This is a genomic window from Halomonas qinghailakensis (assembly GCF_025820815.1).
GTDB lineage: Bacteria > Pseudomonadota > Gammaproteobacteria > Pseudomonadales > Halomonadaceae > Vreelandella > Vreelandella qaidamensis.
In genome coordinates this window covers 3,418,458-3,443,058 of sequence record NZ_CP096973.1, presented here as the reverse complement: position 1 = coordinate 3,443,058, position 24,601 = coordinate 3,418,458, and the positions used below count along the sequence as shown (strand labels likewise).

At 50.4% G+C, this 24,601-nt stretch carries 23 protein-coding genes; 10 read left to right on the top strand and 13 right to left on the bottom strand.

Going from position 1 to position 24,601, the window contains the following annotated elements; genetic code table 11:
- The 4 genes from M0220_RS15660 (at nucleotide 1) to M0220_RS15645 (ending at nucleotide 4,818) form a co-directional block, all read left to right on the top strand.
- Nucleotides 1-897 carry a carbohydrate ABC transporter permease gene (locus M0220_RS15660; protein WP_030072630.1) on the top strand — a complete coding sequence of 299 codons (897 nt, stop codon included), beginning with the start codon at nucleotides 1-3 and terminating at the stop codon, nucleotides 895-897.
- Between the two features lie 14 nt (nucleotides 898-911).
- Nucleotides 912-1,184 (top strand): DUF2160 domain-containing protein, encoded by a 273-nt coding sequence (locus tag M0220_RS15655; RefSeq protein ID WP_009724636.1) that lies wholly within the window; start codon nucleotides 912-914, stop codon nucleotides 1,182-1,184.
- Nucleotides 1,185-1,256: 72 nt separating this feature from the next.
- On the top strand, nucleotides 1,257-2,996 hold the full coding sequence (locus tag M0220_RS15650; protein WP_264018178.1) for an ABC transporter substrate-binding protein: 1,740 nt from the start codon (nucleotides 1,257-1,259) through the stop codon (nucleotides 2,994-2,996).
- A 166-nt stretch (nucleotides 2,997-3,162) separates the two neighbouring features.
- Nucleotides 3,163-4,818 (top strand): glycerol-3-phosphate dehydrogenase/oxidase, encoded by a 1,656-nt coding sequence (locus tag M0220_RS15645; protein ID WP_264018176.1) that lies wholly within the window; start codon nucleotides 3,163-3,165, stop codon nucleotides 4,816-4,818.
- Nucleotides 4,819-4,894: 76 nt separating this feature from the next.
- On the opposite strand, the gene glpK is transcribed toward M0220_RS15645, so the two are convergent.
- The 5 genes from glpK to M0220_RS15620 form a co-directional block, all read right to left on the bottom strand.
- Nucleotides 4,895-6,379: a glycerol kinase GlpK gene (gene glpK / locus M0220_RS15640; RefSeq protein ID WP_030072624.1), complete on the bottom strand. Its 1,485-nt coding sequence runs from the start codon at nucleotides 6,377-6,379 to the stop codon at nucleotides 4,895-4,897.
- A gap of 163 nt (nucleotides 6,380-6,542) precedes the next feature.
- Entirely contained in the window at nucleotides 6,543-7,301 is a 759-nt protein-coding gene (locus M0220_RS15635; protein ID WP_030072622.1) for a DeoR/GlpR family transcriptional regulator, read from the bottom strand.
- Nucleotides 7,302-7,431: 130 nt separating this feature from the next.
- Nucleotides 7,432-9,285, bottom strand: a complete 1,854-nt coding sequence (locus M0220_RS15630) for an SLC13 family permease (protein ID WP_264018175.1) — start codon at nucleotides 9,283-9,285, stop codon at nucleotides 7,432-7,434.
- A gap of 152 nt (nucleotides 9,286-9,437) precedes the next feature.
- Nucleotides 9,438-10,241 carry an enoyl-CoA hydratase-related protein gene (locus M0220_RS15625; RefSeq protein WP_264018174.1) on the bottom strand — a complete coding sequence of 268 codons (804 nt, stop codon included), beginning with the start codon at nucleotides 10,239-10,241 and terminating at the stop codon, nucleotides 9,438-9,440.
- A 25-nt stretch (nucleotides 10,242-10,266) separates the two neighbouring features.
- A complete protein-coding gene (locus M0220_RS15620; RefSeq protein ID WP_264018173.1) occupies nucleotides 10,267-11,244 on the bottom strand; it encodes an NADPH:quinone reductase in 978 nt (325 codons plus the stop codon).
- Nucleotides 11,245-11,445: 201 nt separating this feature from the next.
- On the opposite strand from M0220_RS15620, the gene M0220_RS15615 reads away from it, so the two are divergent.
- Nucleotides 11,446-12,213 carry a glycerophosphodiester phosphodiesterase family protein gene (locus M0220_RS15615; protein WP_030072614.1) on the top strand — a complete coding sequence of 256 codons (768 nt, stop codon included), beginning with the start codon at nucleotides 11,446-11,448 and terminating at the stop codon, nucleotides 12,211-12,213.
- A gap of 36 nt (nucleotides 12,214-12,249) precedes the next feature.
- Nucleotides 12,250-13,125 (top strand): deoxyribonuclease IV, encoded by an 876-nt coding sequence (gene nfo / locus M0220_RS15610; RefSeq protein ID WP_264018172.1) that lies wholly within the window; start codon nucleotides 12,250-12,252, stop codon nucleotides 13,123-13,125.
- Here the strand turns inward: nfo and M0220_RS15605 are convergent.
- Entirely contained in the window at nucleotides 13,095-13,682 is a 588-nt protein-coding gene (locus M0220_RS15605) for a helix-turn-helix domain-containing protein (protein WP_264018171.1), read from the bottom strand. The two genes, nfo and M0220_RS15605, sit on opposite strands and share 31 nt — an antisense overlap.
- A gap of 150 nt (nucleotides 13,683-13,832) precedes the next feature.
- On the opposite strand from M0220_RS15605, the gene M0220_RS15600 reads away from it, so the two are divergent.
- Entirely contained in the window at nucleotides 13,833-15,041 is a 1,209-nt protein-coding gene (locus M0220_RS15600; protein WP_264018170.1) for a benzoate/H(+) symporter BenE family transporter, read from the top strand.
- 563 nt (nucleotides 15,042-15,604) lie between these two features.
- Here the strand turns inward: M0220_RS15600 and M0220_RS15595 are convergent.
- Nucleotides 15,605-16,039, bottom strand: a complete 435-nt coding sequence (locus tag M0220_RS15595) for a hypothetical protein (RefSeq protein ID WP_264018169.1) — start codon at nucleotides 16,037-16,039, stop codon at nucleotides 15,605-15,607.
- Between the two features lie 242 nt (nucleotides 16,040-16,281).
- Between M0220_RS15595 and M0220_RS15590 the strand changes: the two genes are divergently transcribed.
- Together M0220_RS15590 and M0220_RS15585 are read left to right on the top strand one after the other, a co-directional pair.
- The gene (locus M0220_RS15590; RefSeq protein ID WP_264018168.1) at nucleotides 16,282-18,015 is read left to right on the top strand and encodes a proline--tRNA ligase; all 1,734 of its coding nucleotides are present in this window, start codon (nucleotides 16,282-16,284) and stop codon (nucleotides 18,013-18,015) included.
- Between the two features lie 71 nt (nucleotides 18,016-18,086).
- Nucleotides 18,087-18,602: a lytic transglycosylase domain-containing protein gene (locus tag M0220_RS15585; protein WP_232222370.1), complete on the top strand. Its 516-nt coding sequence runs from the start codon at nucleotides 18,087-18,089 to the stop codon at nucleotides 18,600-18,602.
- Here M0220_RS15585 and M0220_RS15580 read toward each other — a convergent pair.
- The 6 genes from M0220_RS15580 to M0220_RS15560 all read right to left on the bottom strand — a co-directional run bounded on the left by M0220_RS15580 (nucleotide 18,599) and on the right by M0220_RS15560 (nucleotide 23,112).
- Entirely contained in the window at nucleotides 18,599-19,822 is a 1,224-nt protein-coding gene (locus M0220_RS15580) for a PqqD family protein (RefSeq protein WP_264018166.1), read from the bottom strand. The two genes, M0220_RS15585 and M0220_RS15580, sit on opposite strands and share 4 nt — an antisense overlap.
- A gap of 31 nt (nucleotides 19,823-19,853) precedes the next feature.
- Entirely contained in the window at nucleotides 19,854-20,132 is a 279-nt protein-coding gene (locus M0220_RS15575) for a hypothetical protein (protein WP_264018165.1), read from the bottom strand.
- A gap of 218 nt (nucleotides 20,133-20,350) precedes the next feature.
- Nucleotides 20,351-21,427 carry a GGDEF domain-containing protein gene (locus M0220_RS15570; protein ID WP_084180443.1) on the bottom strand — a complete coding sequence of 359 codons (1,077 nt, stop codon included), beginning with the start codon at nucleotides 21,425-21,427 and terminating at the stop codon, nucleotides 20,351-20,353.
- Between the two features lie 44 nt (nucleotides 21,428-21,471).
- On the bottom strand, nucleotides 21,472-21,984 hold the full coding sequence (locus tag M0220_RS15565; protein WP_264018164.1) for a hypothetical protein: 513 nt from the start codon (nucleotides 21,982-21,984) through the stop codon (nucleotides 21,472-21,474).
- Between the two features lie 228 nt (nucleotides 21,985-22,212).
- Nucleotides 22,213-22,338 carry a cytochrome c oxidase subunit CcoM gene (gene ccoM / locus M0220_RS17450; protein WP_009724614.1) on the bottom strand — a complete coding sequence of 42 codons (126 nt, stop codon included), beginning with the start codon at nucleotides 22,336-22,338 and terminating at the stop codon, nucleotides 22,213-22,215.
- 255 nt (nucleotides 22,339-22,593) lie between these two features.
- Entirely contained in the window at nucleotides 22,594-23,112 is a 519-nt protein-coding gene (locus M0220_RS15560) for an FKBP-type peptidyl-prolyl cis-trans isomerase (protein WP_030072591.1), read from the bottom strand.
- Between the two features lie 118 nt (nucleotides 23,113-23,230).
- Between M0220_RS15560 and M0220_RS15555 the strand changes: the two genes are divergently transcribed.
- Entirely contained in the window at nucleotides 23,231-24,601 is a 1,371-nt protein-coding gene (locus M0220_RS15555; protein WP_030072589.1) for an AmpG family muropeptide MFS transporter, read from the top strand.

Below are 24,601 nucleotides of genomic sequence, written 5' to 3'. Positions count from 1 at the left end.
ATGACTTACCAACTTGAAAACACCCAACAGGGTGAAAAATACAACACTATTTTCAGTAAGGTTCCAGCAGCTGAGCGGCGCAAGCGTAACTCACGCTCTCGGTTAAGAAAGCGAGTGCTACTGGGTATTTACATTGTGCTGCTGATGCTACCCCTTTATTGGCTACTCAATATGTCGCTGCAAACTAACAGCGAGATCCTTGGGTCAATGACGCTATGGCCGCAGAACCTGACCTTTGATAATTACATTGGCATCTTCACTAACCCAAGCTGGTACATGGGGTATGTCAACTCCATCATGTATGTGGTGATGAATATGATTATCACCATGTTAGTGGCACTGCCTGCCGCCTATGCCTTTAGCCGTTACAAGTTTATCGGTGATAAACACCTATTTTTCTGGCTATTAACAAACTTGATGGCACCGCCAGCGGTCTTCCTGCTGCCCTACTTCCAGCTGTATTACTCTGTTGGGCTATTTGACACCCACATTGCCGTGGCCATGGCGCATTGCTTGTTCAATATCCCGTTAGCTATTTGGATCTTGGAAGGCTTTATGAGCAGCGTTCCTAAAGAAATCGACGAAACCGCTTACATCGATGGTTACAGTTTTCCTAAGTTCTTCGTCAAGATTTTCATTCCCATGATCAGTTCTGGTATCGGCGTCGTACTGTTCTTCCTATTCATGTTCTCCTGGGTTGAACTGCTGCTGGCGCGAACATTAACTGCCACCGATGCACAGCCTATCGGCATGATTATGACAAGAACATCCACGGCTTCGGGTATCGACTGGGGCACACTGGCCGCCGCCGGTATGTTAACCATCGTTCCCGGCATTCTAGTGGTTTACTTCGTACGCAATCACATCGCTAAGGGCTTTGCCCTGGGCCGCACCTAAGAGGAGTAAATCTCATGTCCTGGATGGTATGGACCTTACCGACGGCTATTTTCTTTTCTTCCATTGCGGCCATGTTAGCAGGCATGACGATCTGGGAACTGCGTTCACCCAGCATTGAAAGAAAAGGCTTTTTACCTATATCGACCACCCGAGGTGACCGCCTGTTTATTAGCCTGTTGTCAGCCGCCTTTATTCACCTGGGTGTTATTGGATTCACGTCACTTTCGATTTGGATTGCACTGGCACTATCAGCGGTATGGCTGCTGGTGTTAATGCGCTGGGGATAGCCCTAGCGTTAAGTACGGCAGTATCAAGGACGCTCATGCTATCAAGGAAGAACACAATAAAACGAGGTCAACATGCGTAATAACAAGTTCAAACTTACTACTCTCGCCGCCAGTCTTATGCTCGCATCAGGGACACTGATAGCCGACGATCACGATGCACGGGCAATCGCGGAACGCTTGGTCGACGAACATTTCCAAAACTCGACCCTAAGTCGTGAAGAGCAAATTGAAGAGCTTCTTTGGTTTGCAAAAGCAGCTGAGCCATTCCGTGGTATGGATATCCAAACCGTCGCAGAAGGCTTAACCACCCACGTTTATGAAAGCGAAGTACTGGCAGAGGCGTTCAGTGAGCTAACCGGCATCAATATTACTCACAATATTATTGGTGAAGGCGACGTTGTCGACACCATGCAAAACCAGATGCAATCAGGTAACAGCATCTATGACGGCTTTGTTAATGATACCGACTCTATCGGCACGCACATCCGCTATGGCACTACCATCAACCTCACGCAGGCAATGGAAAACGAATGGGCAGATTACACACTGCCCACACTGGACCTAGACGACTTTATTGGCTTGCAGTATGGCACCGGCCCAGATGGTAGCTTATTCCAGCTACCTACTCAGCAATTTGCTAACCTTTACTGGTTCCGCTATGACTGGTTCCAGCGTGAAGACCTGCAAGAGCAGTTCCGAGAAATTTACGGCTATGATCTCGGAGTGCCCACCAACTGGACGGCTTACGAAGATATTGCCGAGTTCTTTACCGATCATGTCGGTGAAATCGATGGAACTACCGTCTATGGCCACATGGATTACGGCCGTCGTGATCCATCACTTGGCTGGCGTTTCCACGACTCCTGGCTCTCCATGGCAGGCATGGGCAGCCCTGGCGTGCCGTCTGGCAACCCAGTTGACGACTGGGGCATTCGTGTCAACGAAGATAGCCAGCCGGTAGGCGCTAGCGTTAGCCGTGGCGGTGCGACCAACTCGCCAGCGTCTGTCTTTGCAATGCAAAAAGCGGTTGATTGGCTTCGTGACTACGCTCCCGAAGAAGCCCAAGGCATGACCTTTGGTGAGGCCGGCCCAGTTCCCGCCCAAGGCCATATTGCCCAGCAAATTTTCTGGTATACCGCCTTCACAGCAGACATGACCGACCCTGCCGTGGCAGTAACCGACGATGAAGGCAACCCGCTATGGCGTATGGCCCCTTCCCCCACTGGCCCGTATTGGGAAGAAGGCATGAAAGTAGGCTATCAAGACGTGGGGGCATGGACATTCTTTGACTCCACACCTGAAGATCGCCGTACCGCTGCTTGGCTATTTGCCCAGTTTACGGTGGCCAAAACAACCTCACTTGAAAAACTGATGGCTGGCCTAACGCCAATTCGCGAGTCTGACATTTTCTCTGAACAGATGACCGAAATGGCACCTAAGCTTGGCGGTTTGGTTGAGTTCTACCGCAGCCCCAACGAATCCAACTGGACACCTACGGGCACCAACGTACCCGATTACCCACGTATGGCTCCACTGTGGTGGCAAAACCTAGCGCCGGTAATGAGTGGTGAAGTTACTCCTCAAGAGGGTTTGGATAAGCTAGCAGCAGACATGGATAACACCATGCACCGCTTAGCACGCGCAAACGTCTTCGACAGCTATGCCCCAATGCTTAACGAAGAGCGCGACCCGCAATACTGGCTGGATCAAGAAGGCTCTCCTAAGCAGAAGCTTGATGATGAAATGCCGCAAGGAACTACCGTTCCTTATGATGAAATGATGGAAGCTTGGATGGAAGCGGGTACCCGCTAATCCTTTTGGGCGGGCAGTTGCCCGCCCCTTTCAGGCCGACACTAGGTTTCATCAGCGGCAAGCAAATAACAGCAGGGCTGGCTGGTCTACTTAGGCTTATTGCTTTGTTGTCATGTTGAAACCGCTACCTAAATACGGGGCTTTTTCTTTGTTAATTGGAACCGCTATGAAACTGCGTAACCGGAATATTGAGAAATTGCACACTGACGACTTTGACGCACTAATCATCGGTGGCGGCATTAATGGTGCAGCGACCGCCGCTGCGCTTGCAGGAAAAGGTGCTAAGGTCGCTTTAATAGACCGCGGTGATTTTGCGGGAAGCACCAGTATGCACTCCTCTAACTTAGTTTGGGGGGGCATTAAATATATGGAAAGCAAGGATTTCGCATTAGTTCGTAAACTGTGTAAAAGCCGTAATCACTTGATTAAAAGTTACCCTTCTACCGTTCAGGAAATTCGCTTTCTTACCACTATCAGCAAAGGTTTCCGCCATTCGCCAAAGTACTTATGGGCGGGTACCTGGCTCTACTGGCTCATGGGCAACGGCTTTACTAAGTTGCCTCGTTTACTGTCCCCTAAAAACATTAAGCAAGAAGAGCCAATTATTGATATCGAAGGTTCAATAGGCGGGTTCGAATACTCAGATGCCTATCTACACGATAATGATGCCCGGTTTGTATTTAATTTTGTTCGTCATTCGCTTAATTATGGAGCGATTGCAGCCAATTATGTTGAGTCTCTTGGTGCTGAGCGCGAGGGACAGTACTGGATAACAAAAGCGCGTAATGTGATGGATGGCAGCACGTTTAACATTCGCTCAAAAGTATTAATTAATGCTGCTGGCCCGTGGGTAGACCAGCACAACGCGCTCACCGGAGAAAAAACCACCCATCAGCACCTTTATTCAAAAGGTATTCACCTTATCGTCCCGCAATTAACCAAAACAAAACGGGTTCTTGCGTTCTTTGCCGACGATGGACGACTGTTTTTTGTCATCCCTATGGGAAACCGTACTTGTATCGGCACCACTGATACGCATATGGAACACCCAGAGGTCGATGTCACTGCTGAAGATATCGACTTCGTATTAGAAAATATCAATAAGCGCCTAACGTTAGAAAAGCCACTGACACAAGACGATATTATTTCAACACGCTGTGGTGTTCGCCCGCTAGCCATCAAAGCGGATCAAGGTAGCGATCGCGATTTTCTCCAGCTGTCGCGTAAACACGTGATCGATACCAATGCGGATAGCGCCCACATCAGTATTTTTGGCGGTAAATTAACCGACTGCTTGAATGTAGGCGATGAAATCGCTGAAGAAGTAGTTAGATTAGGCGTTAACCTCAGCGATATTGACTATCGCTGGTATGGTGAGCCGCCAGAGCCCGTTAAACAGCAATTTATGGATCAGGCTAAGCGGATGGGGTTAGATGCGATGACCGCCCCGACATCCACTGAACCACTCTCCTCGCGGCTATGGCGTCGTTATGCTGAGCAGGCCATGCAAATGCTAGAAAAGATCCGCCAAGACCCTACGGAGGCTGATATTCTCATTGAAGGTACCGAGTATATTCGTTGCGAACTAGAGCATGCCCGGGACCATGAAATGATTACTCAATTGGAGGACTTCTTGCGCCGAAGAGCTAAGGTCTCGTTGGTTGTCCACCATGAGCAGTTGCGTCACTCTAAGGGGCTGAAAGAGGCGTGCCAAGTTCTATTTGGGGATCAAGCGGAAGAGCGCTTTGCCACCTACTTTGCGGAGAATCGCGACACATCACAGCCCTACGTTGCCCAAGCAGAGCCACAGCATACTCATTGATCAACCATCAACAACATCAAAAAGCCGCTATCATCGATAGCGGCTTTTGCGTATTGAAGTGACCAATAAATTGTTGTTAATTCGAACGCACGCGATTTACGGCGTCTAGCCAACCTTGGTATAACGCATCCCGGGTTGTCTCTTGCATTGTTGGCGTAAAGCTCTTTTCGCACCGCCAGAGTTGTTCAATTTCTTCCAGTGTGTCGTACCAGCCCAAACGCAAGCCTGCCAAGTAAGCGGCTCCCAGCGCTGTTGTTTCAAGAATCGTGGGTCTATCTACCTGAACGTTAAGCATATCGGCTAAGAACTGCATCACCCAGCTATTCTTTACCATGCCACCGTCTACACGTAGATTACCTGGCGTAGCTTCCATATCGTCGTTCATGCAGTGTTGTAGGTCACGGGTTTGGTAACACACTGCTTGAAGCCCTGCCGCAACAATTTCGGCAATGCCAGTATCTCGGGTCAGACCAAAAATTGCCCCTCGCGCTTTAGGATCCCAATGAGGAGCACCCAAGCCAGTAAAGGCTGGCACCAAGTAAACGCTATGTCCGCTGCGAGTTTCTTTGGCAAGCGCCTCGGTCTCTGACGCATCCGCAAACAAATTCAATCCATCTCGCAGCCATTGAACAGTCGCCCCTGCAACGAAAATACTGCCTTCCATTGCATAGGTGGGCTTGCCGTTAATTCGGTAGCCTATCGTCGTTAATAGGCGGTTGCGTGATACCGACGGCGTATCTCCGGTGTTGACGATCATAAAACAGCCGGTGCCATAGGTGCTTTTTCCCATCCCTGGCTGAAAGCACGCTTGACCAACCAGCGCGGCCTGCTGGTCACCTGCAACACCGGCAATGGGGATAGATGCCCCTAACCAATGCGCGTCAGTGGTACCAAAATCATCGCTGGAGTCTTTTACCTCAGGCAACATGTTGGCAGGAACGTTGAATAACGCTAACAGTTCCTCATCCCATGTTTGATTATGAATATTAAAAATAGCTGTCCGTGACGCATTGGTGGCATCAGTGACATGCTGTTTACCATTGGTTAATCGCCAAATTAAAAAGGTATCAATAGTGCCAAACAGTAACTCACCGCGCTGTGCACGCTCGCGGGCTCCTGCGACGTTATCGAGTATCCAGGCGAGTTTGGTGGCAGAAAAATAGGGGTCTATCAAGAGGCCAGTCTTCGCTTGTACTGCCTCAGTGTGCCCTTGATCGCGGAGTGTTTGACAAAGCTCAGAGGTGCGCCGATCTTGCCAAACAATTGCATTATAGAGAGGCTTACCCGTCTCTCTATCCCATACCACCGTGGTTTCACGCTGATTAGTAATGCCAATTCCATCAATCTGCTCTGGCAAAATACTCGCTTTTTCGAGCACCTCACGACAAGTGGCAATGACAGTCTCCCAAATATTTTCGGGATCATGTTCTATCCACCCATCTTGGGGGAAGTGCTGGGGGAATTCCTGTTGAGCAACCGCCTCTATTTGGCCTTGGCGGTCAAACAAAATGGCGCGCGAGCTGGTGGTACCTTGGTCAATGGCGAGAATAAAGGAGGACATATAGCGTTCACTTTGTTGTAGGTTCTTTCGATTTTGTATGTTTTGTTTCGCTTTATTATCATCCAAGGCTACTCCAGCCGCCCCAAATGCTCAAGTATGAAAATACTCTCCTTTATCCTTAACGCATTGGCGGCCATGCTACGCCATTGATTAGGCAACATACTTAGGCGATATGTAGCGCCACGCCATGCTGGGTCAACAACTGCTGAATGGCTTCGGGAGGCTTTCGATCGGTAAATAACGCATCAAGCTGAGAAATATTGCCCTGGCGAACCACTGGGTTGCGATGAAATTTAGAGTAATCGGCAGCCAAATAAACGCGGCGCGAATTGGCAATAATCGCCTGGGCAACACGCACTTCCTGGTAATCAAATTCAAGTAGCGAGCCATCCTCATCGATGCCGCTAATCCCGATAATGCCGTAATCGACTTTAAATTGGTTGATAAAATCGATCGTGGCTTCACCAATAATCCCGCCATCGCGAGAGCGAACTTGCCCACCAGCAATAATCACGGTGAAATCTTCTTTGTGCTGAAGAATAGCTGCCACATTTAAATTATTGGTAATGATTTCTAAGCCCTGGTGTTCAAGCAATGCCTGGGCAATCATTTCATTACTGGTACCAATATTAATAAACAGCGAAGAGTGATGAGGAATTTGCTGTGCCAAGCAGTACGCAATTCGCTCTTTTTCCTCTAAATGGAGTGTTTTACGCGTGCTATAAGCGGTATTAACAGTACTCGACTCTATACCTACACCACCATGCACACGACGCACCCGCCCTTCATTTGCTAGCGTATTTAAATCACGACGAATGGTTTGTGGTGTCACTGCAAAGTGATCGGTCAGCTGCTCAATACTCATATAGCCATGCTGGCGTACCAGCTCGACGATGGCATCCTGGCGAAACTGTTGGTTCATAAGCCCGGCCTGTCCGTTATTTATTGGTTTATAAGTGCTGTTCTCTATGGGCTATAGAGTAGCAAATTTTCGAAATTCAATAATACGAACATTGGGCCACTCCTCTTGTGCTCGCTAAGTAACTGCTCCATTAAAGGGGCCATACCCATAAAATGGCAGGGATAGCGACCACCATCACCACTAACGAAAGCGGCAATCCGAGCTTCCAATAATCACCAAATTGGTAACCACCCGGCCCAAGTACGAGAGTATTGGACTGGTGGCCTATCGGCGTTAAAAAAGCACAGGAGGCACTCACCGCTACCACCATTAGAAAAGGGTCGAGTGACACGCCAAAGCCTTTGGCAAGACTCGCAGCAATGGGTGCCATTAATAACGCGGCGGCGGCATTATTGACGACATTGGAAAGCAACATTGAAAGAATAAAGAGTCCCGCTAATGAAACAATAATGGGCCACTCAACGCCAAACCGGAGTAATGCGTCAGCAATAATGTCGGCACCACCACTCGTTTCAAGCGCCTCTCCTACCGGTAGCATGGCCGCAAGAAGAACAATCACGGGACCATCAATGGCCTGATATCCTTCCCTCAATGGCAGGACACCAATTAGCAGGGAAATCAGCGCTGCTGAACTCATCGCAACGGCTGCTGGCAGCAGATCAAATAGCATCGCAAGAATAGCGAGGGCAAAAATACCAATCGAGAGCGCTAATTTTCGTGGCTGCCCTAAATGAAGTTCACGGTTGGCCAGCGGCAAACACCCCAGGGTCGCTAAGCTATCAGCTATTTCGTTTTCACTGCCTTGTAACAGCAGAACATCGCCTGTTTGAAAACGAATGTCCCGAAGACGCTGCTTTAAACGCCCTCCATCGCGGGCCACCGCGACTAAATGCAGACCGAATTGCTGGTTTAGCCGCAGCTGGCGAACGCTTCGATTAACCATCATCGAATCGCTGCGCACTACTGCTTCAATTAACTGCAAACCCTCCGTATCAACAGGCTGGCGCTCATCCAACGGTTGTGAAGCCCCGTTTTCACTATCAGCTTCATCACGGTCAGTCTCATTATCTTCTTCTGGCTCTGCAATAGCACTCAGCCCTACTTTATCTTCTAGCAGTTTTAATTCATCAGGCCCTGCTTCTAATAATAAAATATCGCCTTCTTGAAGCACCCCATGAAATGAATACCCGGCTCTGCGATTATCTTCCCGCACCACGGCAAGTACCGGAATAGTCTCTTCTAGCTCATCATGAAGCTGATGCAGTGTCAGACCATTGGCCTTTGATTCTTCTGTCACCTTTAGCTCGACTAGGTAATTAGCCGTATCAAACATTTCCTCGGTCGACGCCTGTCCACTGCGCTTAGGCGTCAATCGCCAGCCTACCAGCACAATAAATACAAGGCCGACCAGTGCTACCACTACCCCCACTGGGGTAAAGCTGAACATACCGAAGTTTTCACCGGTGACATTGCCGCGGTAGGTAGAAATAATGATGTTAGGCGGCGTACCAATCAGCGTGGTTAAACCTCCCAGCAATGAACCAAAAGCAAGCGGCATCAACAGTAGCGATGGCGACGTATTATGTTCACGGGCAAGACGCATTGCCACCGGCAACAGCAGCGCCAGCGCACCCACATTATTCATTACCCCAGAAAGCACCACGACCGTACCAACCAACACCAGCAACTGCAGCAGCAGTCGCTCACCTACTTTCAGAACTTGGTTGGCAATAATATCGACGACACCAGAACGTTCAAAGCCACGGCTAATCACTAGCACTGCGGCCACTGTAATGACAGCCGGGTGCCCAAACCCCATAAAGGCATCATCTGCGGGAACCAGCCCTAGCATTACCGAACCGAGCAACGCCGCAAGCGCGACTAAATCATAGCGAAACCGCCCCCACATAAAAGCAGCAAGCGTTAACCCCAAAACGATAAAAACCAGCGTGCTGGGCGTAAGCCCAATGCTTTCCATTATCATGCGATGTCCTTCTCCTTGGGTTGGGTACGCTCGGCTTATGCGCCAACTAACAACACATTAGATGATGACTATACGACCGTATAGTCTTAGGAGAGCAGAACAATAAAAAGCCTGACGAGGCCAGGCTTTTATATAAAACAGTTGATTAAAAACTACTTTTTCATTCGTGCTAGCAATCGCTCAACCGCTTCAAGATGCTCCGGCTCGTTATGACACATGCCTTGAAAAACCGCACACACATCTAAAAATGCTTTTAACTCCATATCTGGTGCCAATTTCATCAACCGCTTGGTTAAGCGGGTCGCTTTTGGCGGCTGTGCCGCGATACGCGTAGCATGAGTCATGGCGGTAGTCATTAATGCATCCGGTGCAACCACTTCCAATACCACACCATAAGCTAACGCTTCTTCGGCATTGATAATCCGGCCTGAAAGCGTCAGCTCGAAAGCGCGTTGATAGCCTATCTGACGCTGCATAAACCAAGCGCCTCCATCACCTGGAATGATCCCTAGGTTTAAAAAGGTTTCACCAAACGTGGCGTTGCTAGAAGCAACGCGAATATCCGCCATATTGGCTAGGTCAAATCCCGCCCCAATGGCTGCGCCATTGACAGCTGCGATAATTGGCACCTCGACGTTACTTAGCGCCAACGGTATGCGCTGAATACCTCGACGGTAGCGTTCAGCCACTTCCGCTACGTCGCCTGCGAAATCGCCCCCACGTTCAGCCATGTCTTTGACGTTACCCCCGGCGCAGAAAGCAGATCCCGCACCAGTGATCACTAATACAGATACGTCGCTTGCGGTATTCAGCCACTCAGCCGTTGTGACGATATCATCAACCAGTGCGGTGCCCGTTAGCGCATTACGCACATCGTGGCGGTTTAAGGTCAGCGTTGCCACCCGGTGCTCCAGGGTCAGGGTAGCATCGATAAGTTTAGGTAACGTCTGGCTCATTGATTGCACTCCACAGGTATTCGGGCTAAGGCAGAAGAATAGTTGAGCCTGTTGTTTTGCGGCTTTGCAGGGCATCTTGTGCCTTTCCTGCATCCTGGAGCGGGTAGCGATTGGCTACATCAATACGAAGCTTGCCGCTTTCGATCATGGCAAAAAAGTCATCGCACATCATTTCAAGACGCTCACGGGTATCCGCATAGCCGTTCAGACTTGGCCGCGTTACATACAGCGCACCTTTTTGGTTCAGAATACCAATGTTCACACCATCTACTGGTCCAGATGCATTGCCAAAGCTAACCATTAGCGAACGAGGCTTTAGACAATCTAACGACATTTCCCAGGTATCTTTTCCTACCGAATCATAAACGACGTCGCACATATCACCATTGGTTAGCTCGCGCACCCGCTCAACCACATTCTCTTCGCTGTAGTTGATCGTCGCCCATGCCCCATTGGCCATGGCAAGGTCAGCTTTCTCCTTTGAGCTAACCGTACCGATTAACTTAACGCCCAGCGCCTTGGCCCACTGGCAAGCTATCGAACCAACGCCACCAGCAGCAGCATGAAAAAGAATGGTCTCGCCGCCCTTTAATTCATAGGTTTGGCGCAGCAAGTACTGCACGGTTAAGCCTTTCAGCATGCTGGCCGCTGCGGTTTCAAAATCAATAAAGTCCGGCAGCTTGACCACTTTGGCGGCTGGCAACGTATGCAATTCTGCATAGGCACCTAAGGGGCCTTGGGCATACGCTACTCGGTCTCCCTCTTTTAAATGGGTAACGCCTTCACCTACAGCGTCGACAACCCCGGCACCTTCCGTCCCTAAGCCAGAAGGCATGGAGGGAGCAGGATAAAGCCCCGTCCGAAAATAGATATCAATAAAATTCAGGCCTACTGCTTTATTCTCAATGCGCACTTCGCCAGCACCGGGAGCTTTAGGCTCTGTCTCGACCCACTCCAACACCTCTGAACTACCCGTTTTTGAAAATTGGATACGCTTTGGCATCTGGATAAACTCCTATTGTTAATTATTGGATATATAGCAGGCCATCCAACCGCGTTGAGCAATTAAAATCAAGCGATTAGCCATCCATACAGGACATATTGCTGTCATGCCAGCATGCTAAACTACTTATCATTATCGACGGTAACGTTGATCGGTTACGCCTACATCTCCGCCTACATCGACAGTTTATACGGATAGACTATGACGCACCCAGCCATCTGTTTGCCAACGCTTATTGCCCACCGTGGCTACTCAGCAGCCGCGCCTGAAAATACCTTAACGGCGGTGCGTGCCGCTCACCAAGCAGGTGCTACCTGGGTAGAACTGGACGTTCAGCTACTGGGCGATGGGACCCCTGTGATTTGGCACGATAGCGATATTAACCGCTGTTCTGACCAGCGTGGTGAACTTGCCAGCCTGACGTGGCAACAAGCGCAACAGCTTGACGTTGGCAGCTGGTTTGGCGATGCATTTGCAGGTGAAAGGATGGCCAGCCTTGAGGCAATGCTAGCGCTATTGAACGAGCTGAACATGGGGGTGAATTTAGAAATCAAGGTAAACAAAGGCCGCGACCCCATCGCCTTAGTGGAGACCGTCTTGCCAGTCGTATTAGCCGCCCTACCCGCCGAACGGCTGATTGTGTCCTCGTTTGATGCCCAAGCCTTAGCTCGTTGCCGCCTTATTGCACCTAAAGAAGCACTCGCGCTGGGCGTACTGTTTGGCAGTATACCGCCTACCTGGCGTAGCCAATGTGAAGCCGTCGAGGCGTTTAGCATTCACCCCCACTGGCCACGCTTAAAACATACACAGGCCGCTGCCATGCGCCGCGATGGTTATGAAATTTTATGCTATACCGCCAACGACCCAGGCGCGTTTGAAAGCCGTTGGAACTGGGGAATAGCCAGTGCGATTACCGATGAGCCTGAAGCGTTTCAACGCTATTTGAATAATCGACGGCAACACGGTTAAATTCGCTCACTGCCTAACTAATTGCTAAGGAAAATCATGCACTATCTTGGTGCCCATGTGAGCGCAGCGGGTGGCGCTGATCAAGCAGTGTTACGCGCGGTCGATATCGGCGCAAACGGCTTTGCCCTCTTCACTAAAAATCAGCGACAGTGGAAAGGTAAACCACTGACTGACGAAGCGATTGTAGCGTTTAAACACGCCTGCCAAACCCATGGGTTTGGCCCAGAACAAATTTTGCCCCATGACAGTTACCTGATTAACTTAGGCCACCCAGAAGCCGATGGGCTTGAAAAGTCACGCGTGGCATTTTTAGACGAAATGCAGCGCTGTGAGCAACTAGGCCTTACCTTATTGAACTTTCACCCTGGCAGTCACCTGAACAAAATTAGCGAAACCGACTGCCTCAAACGCATTGCGGACTCGATCAACGAAGCGTTGTTACCTACAAAAGGTGTCACGGCAGTGATTGAAAACACCGCCGGACAAGGCACTAACCTTGGCTGGCGCTTCGAGCATTTGGCAGAAATTATTGCTCACGTTGATGATAAAACCCGTGTTGGCGTCTGTATTGATACTTGCCATGCCTTCGCCGCCGGATATGACTTGCGTACCGCCGAGGCCACCAAGGCAACGTTGAATGAGCTAGGCAAGGTGGTCGGCTTTGAGTATTTACGTGGTATGCATTTAAACGATGCCAAGAGTGCTTTCGCCAGCCGTTTAGACCGCCACCACAGCCTGGGTAAGGGCAATATTGGCCTGGACGCGTTCACAACGATCATGCAAGACGAACGCATTCATGACATACCGATGATTTTGGAAACCGTCGAACCCGGCATTTGGGCTGACGAACTCAATTGGTTACGCTCGCAAGTGCTCGATGCTCAAGAGCCTGACGCAGCGCCTGGCAAATAGTGAATCACATCGTGAAACCGTAGCCGTGTCGTCGTACTGTTACGCATGGCGTGGGGGCGGTCGGCAAAAAAGCGCAGCCCCTCGCCAACCCGCAATGTTTGCCAGCGCTCGTCAATGCGCAGCTCCATCTCACCCTCGACAACGACAATGTGCTCTACCACCCCGCTAGCGTGGGGAGACGATTCACTGATGGCTCCGGGCGCCAGTTCAATCATAAACATTTCAAAGCCCAACAGCGGGTCATAAGGAAATAGCAACCTCGCCTGCATGCCAGCACTATCATCGCCCCAAACAGACTCCCAGCCATACCGGTGAAGTTCTCCTAGCGCAGGCTTGTCGCCATCAAATAGGGTTGAAAATGACACCCGAAAGCCGCTAGCAATTTTCCACAGCGTTGATACCGTTGGGCTTGATTCACCACGCTCTATCTGTCCCAACATGGCTTTACTCACCCCCGTTTTACTCGCCGCACGATCTAGGCTCCAGCCACGATCTTTGCGCAGTTTTTTAACGGTTCCCGCAACATGTTCAGCAATGGTGTGTGGCTCACTTGCCATGAGGCTCTCCTCGATATTCACCTAAGTAGTTTACCGATTCATTCATTGATACACACGGGCACTTAACACTTGTGCGTTATTACGCACAATGATAGCCTCTTGCGACCGTGCGTTATAACGCACAAACTACCGCGCTAGCGAGGCAACACAATGGAAGCGCCACAAACTCTGCCGACCAATGACACGCCCAACACCTCTTTCTGGCAAGACATCAGCGTCTCGACCGTTACCGCAGGTTTTGTGGCGGTAACCATTGGCTATACGAGCTCAGCGGCGATCATTTTCCAAGCGGCTGCCGCTGCGGGTGCCAGCACCGCACAAATTAGCTCCTGGCTGTGGGCGCTGGGTATTGGTATGGGCATTACCTCATTAGGGCTTTCGCTGCGCTATCGCATGCCTTTATTAACAGCATGGTCAACGCCAGGTGCAGCGTTTTTGGCGACGAACCTTCCTGGCGTTCCCATTGAAGAAGCTATCGGTGCTTTTCTATTCTCTGCGCTGCTGATTACGCTATGCGGGGTAACAGGGTTGTTTGAGCGCGTGATGCGTTATATACCCAGCGCGATTGCATCCGCTTTATTGGCAGGTATTCTGCTGCGCTTTGGCTTAGAGCTGTTTAACGTTATGGAAAACCAATGGCGGCTACCACTGGCTATGTTAGCCGCCTGGGTAGCAGGCCGACGTTTATGGCCGACACTCGCGGTGCCCGGCGTACTATTAATCGGCATTGCAATTACCCTGTGGCAGGGCCAACTAAACCTACAAAATATTCCGCTGACACCTACAGCCCCTGTTTTCATCACGCCCGTCTTTTCGCTGCCAACACTGATCAGCATTGGCATTCCTTTGTTTGTGATTACCATGGCGACCCAAAACTTACCTGGTGTAGCAGTGCTCCGGGCAGCAGGCTATCAGCCAAACAGTTCGCCACTTATCAGCTGGACAGGGGGTGCAACGCTTTTGCTCGCCCCCTTTGGTGGCTATGCGCTTAATATGGCGGCTATTAGCGCAGCAGTCTGTATTGGGCCAGATTCACATGCCGACCCGCGCAGACGCTATACCGCAGGCGTGGCAGCGGGTGTGTTCTATATTGCAATGGGGATCTTTGGGGGCACAGTTACCGGCGTCTTCAATACACTTCCCAGTGTCTTAGTCATGTCGCTAGCAGGTATTGCGTTACTGGGCACCTTAAGTGGTGGGTTAGCAAATGCATTTGAGAATAGCAGGCAACGAGATGCCGCCATTATCACCTTTTTACTCACTGGTTCTGGCATCACTTTGCTAGGTATAGGCGGCGCATTCTGGGGGCTTGTAGCAGGCTTGGTGGTACTAAAGCTGACAAAGCCCCCACACGGTTAGACGTAGATAAGACAATGCGCTAGTAAAAAGCCCCCAGAGCGTTCACTACTGGGCTAATGCCAGTCAGTTAAGCCTGACTGGCATTAGCCGATGGGCTGGTAAGTGCCTGACGGTGATTCCACCCCAGCCCTCCGTGTCGCCCTCGTCATTCCCGCAGGCCCTTAGCGGGAATCCATGTTGACCTGGGATTTCGGGCGGCTGCAGGCCAAGGTCAAGGTGGATTCCCGATTACCCCACTCGGGAATGACACTTTCCACCCCGTCATTCCCGCGTGCCTGCCGTCTTGTCATTCCCGCATGCTTTTAGCGGGAATCCAGTTTGATGTTGGTACGCTGGCCTCGGCGGGTAAGGTCAAGGTGGATTCCCGGTTACCCCACTCGGGAATGACACTTTCCACTCCGTCATTCCCGCGTGCCTGCCGTCTTGTCATTCCCGCATGCTTTTAGCGGGAATCCAGTTTGACGTTAGTACTCCGGCCTCGGCGGGTAAGGTCAGGGTGGTTTCCCGATCACCCCACTCGGGAATGACGTACGGTGACTCGGGAATGACGTGCGGTTTACGCGTTACATCGTCGCGAGGCGTTCTTCATCCATCACGCCCGACATCCTCACCATGGCTAATGCTTCATCCAGGCTTGCCACTTCTTCCATCATCAACAACTCGTTTTCCAAACTAACCGGCTGTCCAGCTTTATCTGATAACAGCTTCTCTAATGCAGCTACGTCCATAGCGTCGTCTAAGTGGTGAATATCTACCGACGCACTGCTCTCGCTGGGCAGGTAGATAGTGCCATTAGAGAAATCCACGGCATAGGCGATGACACCCGGCACAATGAAAAACAGTAACCCAACACCGTTGGCGATAGCCACGACCGGGTCTACATTACCACTTAATTGCCCTTTACGTTCAGGGTAAAAAAGCGTCCCACAACCACTTAACGTTACAATGGAGACACCTACAATGGCCCCCGTTAACCAACGGCGTACTACTTGCTGCATGAAGGTTCCCTCAAAGTCCTAACATACCGATAGCCGAAGAAAATGCTGTTATTAACCAGTGCTATCGAGCCACAAAACTTGGCGAGTTTAGCACATTTGATTACCAACACACGCCAAGCTGTTAACGTAGGATTTTGCCGCTTTACCCGCTTAGCCGTACAATGCCGCATTCAACGCTAGCTTAAGCGCTGCATTACCTAACGATTTTGCATTACCCCTACCAACAAGGAATACTCACGCCCATGCGCGCCAGCCAATTATTGATTGCGACATTAAAAGAAACTCCGGCCGACGCTGAAGTCATCAGCCACCAGTTAATGCTGCGCGCTGGTATGATCCGTCGTCTTACCTCTGGCCTCTATACGTGGCTGCCTCTTGGCCTACGCACGCTGCGTAAGGTTGAAGCCATTGTTCGCGAAGAGATGAACCGTGCTGGCGCTCAGGAAGTATTGATGCCCGCCGTGCAGCCTGCTGACCTATGGCAAGAGTCTGGCCGCTGGGAGCAGTACGGCCCGGAACTGCTGCGTCTGAAAGACCGTCACGAGCGCGATTACTGCGTAGGCCCAACCCATGAAGAAGTGATTACCGACCTGGTTCGTAAAGAAATTGCCAGCTATAAGCAATTACCGGTTAACTTCTATCAAATCCAGACAAAATTCCGTGATGAGATTCGCCCACGCTTTGGAGTGATGCGCTCTCGCGAGTTTATTATGAAGGATGCTTACTCCTTCCATCTGGACGAAGCCTCCCTCAAAGAGACTTACCAAGCGATGTATGATGCCTATACACGCATCTTCACTCGCCTAGGTCTCGACTTCCGCCCTGTCATTGCTGACAACGGCTCGATTGGCGGTACTGGCTCCCACGAGTTTCACGTATTAGCCGATTCAGGAGAAGATGATATTGTGTTCTCCAACGCCTCTAATTACGCCGCTAACATGGAAAAAGCTGAGGCTCTCCCCGCACCTCTCGGTAGCAACGTAGAGCGCGCAGCCCCCAGCGAAGAGATACGCTTGGTCGATACACCAAACGCTAAAACTATCGCCGCCCTGGTCGAGCAGTACGACCTGCCTATCGAAAAGACCATTAAAACGCTAATGGTGCACGCCGCCGAAGGTGGCTTGATTGCTCTTCTTATCCGTGGCGACCATGAGCTAAATGAAGTCAAAGCTGAAAACCTTCCCCAGGTGGCCGCTCCGCTGACCATGGCGAGTGAAGAAGAAATTCGTGCAGCCGTTGGAGCAGGGCCTGGCTCCCTCGGCCCTGTCGGCTTGGAAATGCCGATCATTATTGACCGCAGTGTAGCGCTAATAAGTGATTTTGGTGCCGGCGCAAATATCGATGGTCAGCACTACTTTGGCATTAACTGGGAGCGCGACGTTGCCCTACCCCAAGTTGCCGATCTACGTAACGTGGTAGAGGGTGACCCTTCGCCCGACGGTAAAGGCACGCTTTCTATCAAACGTGGCATAGAAGTGGGTCACGTCTTCCAGCTTGGACAAAAGTATTCCGAAGCAATGAACGCGACAGTACTGGGCGACAACGGTAAAACCAGTCACCCATGGATGGGCTGCTATGGCATCGGCGTTACCCGCGTGGTAGCTGCCGCCATTGAGCAAAACCACGATGATTCAGGCATTATCTGGCCAAACGCCATCGCACCGTTCCAAGTAGCGCTGGTACCGATGAACGCCCACAAATCACAACGTGTGCGCGAAGAGTCTGAACGCCTTTACCAAGCACTAACAGCGGCGGGCTTAGACGTGCTGCTTGACGACCGCGATACACGCCCCGGTGTTAAGTTTGCCGACCTGGAACTGATGGGTGTGCCCCACCGCTTGGTGATTGGTGATCGCGGCCTAGATAACGGTGAACTGGAATACAAAGGTCGCCGAGATAATGAGGCGACCATGATTCCTGCTGACACCATTATTGATTTCTTGCGTGAAAAAGCAGGGCTGAGTAGCAATAAGTAAGACCACGTATGTTGCTGGGCGCAATAGCGTGGCATTTTCGCTGGGTTAACCGGTGGCTTTTAGCAGGCAGCATGTTCATTGCTGCCTTGCTGACGGCCAATGCAGTGGCAGCACCGCTGCGACTGACCCTTGATGCTGCCCATCAACAAACATCTTATTCTCAGCAGCAGTTGCAACAGTGGCGTAGCCGTATGGATGCGCCACTATCACGGTTTATCCGCGAACCAGCACAACGCCACGAATTATTAACGAGGCTGTACCAAGAAGCCCATTTAGCGGGCTTACCACCTGAGCTAGTGCTAGCTCTCATTCAAGTAGAGAGCGCATTTGAAGCCGATGCGGTCTCGTCTGCTGGCGCTACCGGACTCATGCAAATTATGCCTTTCTGGGTCGAAGAGCTTGGCCTGCCAATAGACAACCTTAGCGATCCTAATCGTAATCTGCGTTATGGCTGCACTATTTTAGCCCACTACCTCGCCGTCGAACGCGGCGACTTCACCCGCGCATTGGCTCGTTATAACGGCAGCCTAGGACAAACATGGTACCCAGAACGGGTGCTAAAAGCATGGCGAGATGATTGGCGTTAATCGGCGACAGGCTGCACTAACCCTAAGCTGACTAGTTGGCCCAGTAAATGGCAGATATCCCGCTTGATACTTTGCCTGCTAGCACCAACAAAAAAAACCATTAAGGTATCAACAATGTCATCTTGGCATAGAGCCTCATGCTGCAGCAGCGCCCACACGGCTCTACTCGTCACATTCAAACGATGAATTTCGCCGCCCTCTTTCGCAATGACGAACAGCTCTTCACCCAATGGAAACTCATGAGCCACCGGGCTAATTTGCCACCTGCGCGTGTCGTTTGGTGCCAGTACATGGCTCTGTTTGAACGCCTCAGGCGCAGTTTGGCGACGACACATATTCGTCGCCACAGCACCGCCAAGAAACCCATCGTTATCTATCTCGGTTGCCAGCCACGTTGCCGCTTCGTAAGCATCTCGGTAACGCATTAAAAAACACGGCAAATCTTTTAAGAGTGGCAAAAAGCGTTCAATCAACGTTTTATCCGACTCATGCTCAGCAAAATTCTGCTGCAACAACTGCCAGAGTCCATCCCCTGGCTGCAGGCGAACAAGCTGTGGCTCACTGATCGATTCATCGCGCTCAATAAGGAGTATGGCGCCTAGCGGACAACGCACCCCATGTGATGCCAGCTGCTGCTCGTTTAACGCTAAGTAGCCGTAGCGATTATCATGCGGCCCAAGATGAGTGGCAACAAACTGATGAAACTCAGACGCTAGAGTCTCGGGCAACGGTAAACGCAATCTAGGTGCAACACCCAGCGCTATCCCTTCACCATAACTGTTAAGTGTAAGTACATCATCGCCGAACACCCGATAACCAGCCGCGGCAAACGCTGCGGTCAGAGTACTTTTACCCGCTCGGTGGCTATCCGGAAATATTACTAGCTGTTGATTAACCTCTACCGCCCCGCAGTGAATCCCAATATGCTCAGGATGATGCCGAAGATAGGCACCCGCTAAATCAGCAATCACACTGCATGCGGTCCCTGCGGGTGTATCTAATAACATGCCACCCGGTAATGCCGGCGCTTCCTGCCAGTAACCATTAGGATGCTGCCAAACGCAAATAGCAGGCGCATGCTGCTGAGGCTCACAGGGTGTTAACTGCCAGCCAGGCATTGCCTGTTGAATCACTGGAAGTAGGTTTTCAGCATCAACCAAGCGCAAGCAAGGACCAATATTTTCCAGTGCATAATCGTCAGTAATCGATGTGCTAGCCACGTTCAATCCTACCAGCGAGGTAATAAACGACTTATGCGAATCTCAATAACAGCATCTCTATCCCAACGAGAGCGCTGTGGGCGAGAGTAGTAAGGACGGGAATAACCTGGGCGTGAATGCTTTGTTTTTGAATAGCGGGGTCTTGAATAGCTATGTCTTGAATAGCTTGGTCTTGAATAGCTATGTCTTGAATAACGGGGCCTTGAATAGCTGGGCCGCGAGTAACGTGAACGGGAATGGTGATGTTCGCGCGCTTCAGCTTGCCCCATGGAAAACAGCGTAGGGGCAACGTAAAGTGCAGCGGCGCCAAGGCCTAAACTTGCTAGCACTTGACGGCGTGAACGCCGTTTATTCAGCAGGGAATCGGCTTCATTGCTCATATCAGCACTCCGGATTAATCGCTAGAAAGGTTATGAAACACTGTTTCAAAAACAATCCTAGCCCCGAAGCAAATGCCAAACCACCGGCTGGGCACCACTTTCCCATTGTTTACTTTTTTTAATTAACTTGCTGTGTTTTGTGAAAGCATTATGCAGCTGCGGTAATCTGCCAGTCATCACGCCCTGCGCTCTTTACTCGGTAAAGCGCTTTGTCAGCCGCTTCATAGGCAGTAGAGAGCGTGAACTCCCCTGCAGTAAAGCGCACAGCGCCAATACTCAGCGTTACCCTTTCATTATCTGGATGCGCAGGATGTTTAAAATCGGCTTCCTGTAAAGCAGAGGTCACTTGATCACAATAACTAACCAATAGCGCATCGTCATTACAAGGCACTACAGCAGCAAACTCATCACCTCCGAGTCGATACAGTTTTGCGTCTTTACCAAGCACGTGTTTGAGAAGGCGTGCTAGGCGCCGCAATAGTTGATCTCCTTCGGGGTGGCCCAAAAAATCGTTGTATTGCTTAAAAAAGTCAATATCAACCAAAATCAAGGCAAGGGATTCCCCTTCGTTATTGACGATATCTTGATGCAGCGCACTTCGATTGCCTATGCCTGTCAGGGGATCGCACATTGCCTGCTGCATCCAGATCAACATTTGCTCTGTGGCGTGCTCAGTACGTCGCAACTGACGCTCATGCATTCGCCAAAACAGTAGCCCCAGTACAAAAATCACCAAACTAGAATAGGTGACAACCTGATTATGACGGCGTGTGTTTTGAGAAAACTCATTAATCGCCATACCACGCAGATCAAGCTGGTTCATCTCAATGCGTGTTAAACATTCAATGGGGCCTAATAATTCAGCGGCGGCGTCAAACGGTGCCACGTTATTTTCATCGAGGCGTTGGGTCAGCAACGTTAGGGTCTGAAGACTGGTATTGGTGCAAGTATATTTTTGACGATACACATCAATGTCAATTAACCCATAGGCGAGATCTAGATTAAGCCTAAGCGCTTGCTGCTCATCTTCAAACAGCGATTCGCTAAGTAAATAGCGCTGTGCACGCTGTAAATACTCCCGTGATCGGGTGGCTAACTGTTGTCCTGTCAAACTGCCTGTTTGGCTAAAATACGCTTGTATCTCTGGGTATACCCAGCGAGCTTCGTATACTATCACCACCATTAGCGCCATAAAGCTCATTAGGCTTAACGATAGCCATGTCACATAGCGCCGCTTCCTAGCGAACGGATTAGGCGGCGGTTGGACGGTCACCACTGAGCCTCGATGCTACGAATCATCCAAATCCAATCATTGAATTCACGCAGATTTTCGATATCTCGTTGATCGTCGTACGACTGTTCTACCAAGCGCAATGGCCCACGAGAACGCAACGTAAGAGGCTCTCCATCCTCTTCCGTCACCATTAACCATTTAGGATCATCCCAGCCACTGAGCGTTACTTCGTAATCATCCCATGCTGTAAAGTGCAATGCAGGGGGAACTTCGCCAAACTGATCGATTAAAAAACGACGAAACTCAAGCCCACGCATAGCCACTTCGCGCCCTTGAAAGGGGTCGAATAGAGTCACCGTCGTTGTCGACTGCTGACGTAATTCATCGGTGGAGAGCGTTGTAGTTTTCTCACCATTAATAACACTTAATGCCTGAGCATAAGCTGGCATGCATAGCCAACTAAGTAATAGCAGAAAGCAAACAGCGCTAGCCTTTAGAAAATGATGCGTGAAACCGCGTATGGCAACAATGGAAGTAACAGCATTCATGGCAAACGTTTTCCTAGCAGTTTTATGCCTTAATTTTGCTGCTGTGTACTCTACCAGACAGATCAGCTAATTACTTAGAAACCATTCTTAACGAAACAGTTTTAGGATATCCATTTTTGCCAACAAAATTTTTTACCAACAAAAAAAGCCGGCCCAAATGGGCCGGCAACAGGAAGCTCACTATCAAAAGCAAGCCCCCTCCCCTGACGACTGTCACAACAAGCGGCGTTAATGCTTTTTACGTTCATCCTTTCGGAGATGATCACGCACGACAAAACCTACCCAACCAATCATAAAAACGATCATTAACGCGACAGTAACTAGACCGAAAATAACAGTATCATCCCAGTACATGGTGATCCCCTCCCGCCGTGATGTATGACACCATCGTAGTGTCTTAATACCGGCAGGAAGCTGACCTGGGTCAAGCTTTTTAAAGGGGCTAATCTCGGCCTATCAGGAACTTGATATGGATCAGTTTTTAACGCTTAAAGAGCCTTTCAGCGTTAAATACGTCGTACATTTTGTTCGCATTGACGTTTTGATGGCTCTTAAAATTAAAAGCCCCAGCAATGCACAAAGCAATAGACAATGTCTGCCCATTAACCATTAAAGCACTTTTCGATCTTCTACTTTGCTGTGTTCAGTTCCTGGAGGCAGTGGATGCCCTTTGGCCAATTCTGCACGGGTAGCATCCCGCACTTCTAATACATTAACCTGATAACGAAGTGTGTGACCTGCCAGCGGGTGGTTCGTATCGACCGTTACTATGTCACCATCAATGCTCAGCACCGTGACAATTTGCGGGCCTGCTTCTCCTTCAGTTTGGAAACGGCTGCCCGGTTCCAACACCGCGTTGCCAAACGACGCACGATTCACTTCTTGCACTAAGTCTTCATTGCGAATTCCGTAGGCATCAGCAGGTGCAAGCGTGACTCGCAGCTCATCTCCAGCCGTTTTATCTTCCAAAGCACGCTCTAAACCAGGCAAAATATTATCGTGCCCATGGAGATACTCTAGGGGCTTAGCACGCGCGTTGGAGTCGTCTAGCACGCGGGTGCTGCCATCGCTAAGCACATCGCTTAACACATAGTGTAAAGTGACTACCTGATGGGCTGTAATCGACATGGAAAACTCCTCTCCGGTAAGCTATCGGCTTTGTCATGGATATCAGGCCTAGTCTATCACTGACCAGTTTTTAGTGGGCCTAGATGCAGACGTTTTCTTTCTAGGAGTGTTAATCCACATGCCCACCCCGATACCCCGGCGTAGTTGGTCGAGTGCGCTCGGTATTTACTGTCGCGCCCCTGTCATCACTATGTTGTTTTTAGGTTTTTCTGCAGGCCTGCCTTTTTTGCTGGTGTTTTCTACCCTTTCTGCATGGTTACGCAGCGATGGTGTAGAAGTGGCCGCTATTGGCTTTTTCGCCTGGATTGGCATGCTCTACTCAATCAAGTTTTTTTGGGCACCTATTGTTGACCGACTTGCACTGCCAATCCTGACGCGTTCGTTTGGACAGCGCCGTGGTTGGATGCTGCTTGCCCAGGGAATGATTGCGATAGGGCTAATTGGCTTAGCGGGAGTAAGCCCGGTGGGCAATTTGGGCTGGGTGGCGACCTTTGCGCTGCTGGTAGCCTTTGGCTCGGCCACCCAGGATATCGCCATTGACGCGTATCGCATCGAATCAGCAGATGACGATGTACAGGCTGCGATGGCTTCTACTTACATTATCGGCTATCGCGGGGGGCTGCTAGCAGCGGGTGCGGGTGCGCTCTACGTTGCCTCAGCATTTTCCTGGAATGCCGCTTATCTTTCCATGGCGGCGCTAGTAGGCATTGGCGTGATCACTGTGCTTATTCGCCCTGAACCAAAGCGCGCTTCGCTCACGGTTCAACTCATTCACGAACCAAAGGTACGTGCCTTCATTCGTGCCAGCCGTGGCCAACCAAAAGTTTTGCGGCGTTTAGGTGCTTGGGTGATTGGTGCCATTGTGTGCCCTTTTACCGACTTCTTCCGTCGCTATGGGGTAAAGGCGCTAGGCATTTTAGTCTTTATCGCAGTGTTCCGAATTAGCGACCTTGCCATGGCCTCTATGGCAAATCCACTGTATATCGACTTAGGCTTTTCGCTGGCCACTATCGCTAACGTCACCAATATTTTTGGTATTGCCATGAGCATTACGGGAGGAATTCTTGGCGGTTTGCTGGTTGCTCGCTACGGCATTGGGCCACTGCTTATCATTGGCGCTGGCTTTGTCATGGTAACCAATCTACTGTTTGCAGCTTTGGCATTGATTGGCAACCAACTGCCCATGCTGGTGGTCACCATTATTGGCGACAACCTTGCCAACGGATTAGCTAGTGCGGTCTTTATTGCGTTTCTCTCTAGCTTAACGTCGCGGGCGTATACCGCGACTCAGTACGCACTGTTTTCGTCGCTGATGACACTACCAGGCAAATTTCTAAGTGGTTTTGGCGGGCTGGTCGTCACCGCTCAGGGATACGCCACTTTCTTCGTAGTGGCCACTCTGCTCGGGTTACCCGCCATTCTGCTAGCCATCTGGATCAGCCGAGATAAGCAGTTGGTGCCTACCCCAGTGATCGCAGAAGCAAAATAA

Bases quoted from the DNA above. Each gene is read 5' to 3' on its own strand.
- M0220_RS15660 (WP_030072630.1), top strand. From the start codon at position 1: ATGACTTACCAACTTGAAAACACCCAACAGGGTGAAAAATACAACACT.
- M0220_RS15655 (WP_009724636.1), top strand. From the start codon at position 912: ATGTCCTGGATGGTATGGACCTTACCGACGGCTATTTTCTTTTCTTCC.
- M0220_RS15650 (WP_264018178.1), top strand. From the start codon at position 1,257: ATGCGTAATAACAAGTTCAAACTTACTACTCTCGCCGCCAGTCTTATG.
- M0220_RS15645 (WP_264018176.1), top strand. From the start codon at position 3,163: ATGAAACTGCGTAACCGGAATATTGAGAAATTGCACACTGACGACTTT.
- glpK (WP_030072624.1), bottom strand. From the start codon at position 6,379: ATGTCCTCCTTTATTCTCGCCATTGACCAAGGTACCACCAGCTCGCGC.
- M0220_RS15635 (WP_030072622.1), bottom strand. From the start codon at position 7,301: ATGAACCAACAGTTTCGCCAGGATGCCATCGTCGAGCTGGTACGCCAG.
- M0220_RS15630 (WP_264018175.1), bottom strand. From the start codon at position 9,285: ATGATAATGGAAAGCATTGGGCTTACGCCCAGCACGCTGGTTTTTATC.
- M0220_RS15625 (WP_264018174.1), bottom strand. From the start codon at position 10,241: ATGAGCCAGACGTTACCTAAACTTATCGATGCTACCCTGACCCTGGAG.
- M0220_RS15620 (WP_264018173.1), bottom strand. From the start codon at position 11,244: ATGCCAAAGCGTATCCAATTTTCAAAAACGGGTAGTTCAGAGGTGTTG.
- M0220_RS15615 (WP_030072614.1), top strand. From the start codon at position 11,446: ATGACGCACCCAGCCATCTGTTTGCCAACGCTTATTGCCCACCGTGGC.
- nfo (WP_264018172.1), top strand. From the start codon at position 12,250: ATGCACTATCTTGGTGCCCATGTGAGCGCAGCGGGTGGCGCTGATCAA.
- M0220_RS15605 (WP_264018171.1), bottom strand. From the start codon at position 13,682: ATGGCAAGTGAGCCACACACCATTGCTGAACATGTTGCGGGAACCGTT.
- M0220_RS15600 (WP_264018170.1), top strand. From the start codon at position 13,833: ATGGAAGCGCCACAAACTCTGCCGACCAATGACACGCCCAACACCTCT.
- M0220_RS15595 (WP_264018169.1), bottom strand. From the start codon at position 16,039: ATGCAGCAAGTAGTACGCCGTTGGTTAACGGGGGCCATTGTAGGTGTC.
- M0220_RS15590 (WP_264018168.1), top strand. From the start codon at position 16,282: ATGCGCGCCAGCCAATTATTGATTGCGACATTAAAAGAAACTCCGGCC.
- M0220_RS15585 (WP_232222370.1), top strand. From the start codon at position 18,087: ATGTTCATTGCTGCCTTGCTGACGGCCAATGCAGTGGCAGCACCGCTG.
- M0220_RS15565 (WP_264018164.1), bottom strand. From the start codon at position 21,984: ATGAATGCTGTTACTTCCATTGTTGCCATACGCGGTTTCACGCATCAT.
- ccoM (WP_009724614.1), bottom strand. From the start codon at position 22,338: ATGTACTGGGATGATACTGTTATTTTCGGTCTAGTTACTGTCGCGTTA.
- M0220_RS15560 (WP_030072591.1), bottom strand. From the start codon at position 23,112: ATGTCGATTACAGCCCATCAGGTAGTCACTTTACACTATGTGTTAAGC.
- M0220_RS15555 (WP_030072589.1), top strand. From the start codon at position 23,231: ATGCCCACCCCGATACCCCGGCGTAGTTGGTCGAGTGCGCTCGGTATT.